General features: G+C 67.1%; 2 pseudogenes. One reads left to right on the top strand and one right to left on the bottom strand.

The features are described 5' to 3' along the window. Positions 1-32: 32 nt before the first annotated feature. Positions 33-224: pseudogene (locus I5G_RS23785) on the bottom strand (DUF4287 domain-containing protein); the annotation flags it as partial. 77 nt (positions 225-301) lie between these two features. On the opposite strand from I5G_RS23785, the pseudogene I5G_RS26655 reads away from it, so the two are divergent. Beyond that, positions 302-669, top strand: a pseudogene (locus tag I5G_RS26655) (hypothetical protein); the annotation flags it as partial.

Here is a 669-nt window from a genome sequence, read left to right as displayed (position 1 = left end):
CGAGTTCATCGACACCTCGATCTCGTTCTGATTCCCTTGGTGATGACGTGCACGAGAGCCATGCCGTGGCCCCGCCCGAGGTCGTACTCCTCCTTGAGCCACTCCAGGATCGGGGTCGCCTTCGTGCCCGGGCCGAACCCGCGCTCCTGCGCGAGGTCGATGAGCTGGCGCGGGGTGAGTCCGGTCTTCTTCTCGACCGCATCGAGGTAGGCCTGGAACGACATCGATTCTCCTGTGGGCGGCGGTGAGTGAGGGCGGTGCTCGGGGTCAGGTTAGCGGGGAGGCGCGATAGCGTCGAGGGATGGTCGTCACGTTTCACCGCGCGCCCGTCGCAGCGATCACCCCGCTCACCTTGTACCGCCTGCTGTGGCTGCGAGTGAGCGTCTTCGTGGTCGAGCAGGAGGCGGCCTACCCCGAGATCGACGGCCGCGACATCGAGTCCGGGCCGTCGTACACGGTGCTGGTGGCTGTGCTCATTCCCTCATCCTCATCACGCCGTTCGGACGCCGCAGCGCGGCGGGCACGATCGGTGGATGGATCCGCGAATCCGGCCACGGGGGAGGAAGGGCCGATCGTCCGGCGTTTCGTGCAATCCCGCGAAACTCGGGCCCGCTGCGCACCATCCACGGGTGCCCGGCTTAGTCTGGCAGGTGTGTGGCGAGCTGAGGA

Origin of the sequence: Microbacterium sp. B19 (genome assembly GCF_000333395.1) — a bacterium.
In the GTDB taxonomy this organism is placed as follows: domain Bacteria; phylum Actinomycetota; class Actinomycetes; order Actinomycetales; family Microbacteriaceae; genus Microbacterium.
Note: the sequence above shows the minus strand (reverse complement) of the source record. Positions and strands in the feature narration are given on the sequence as shown.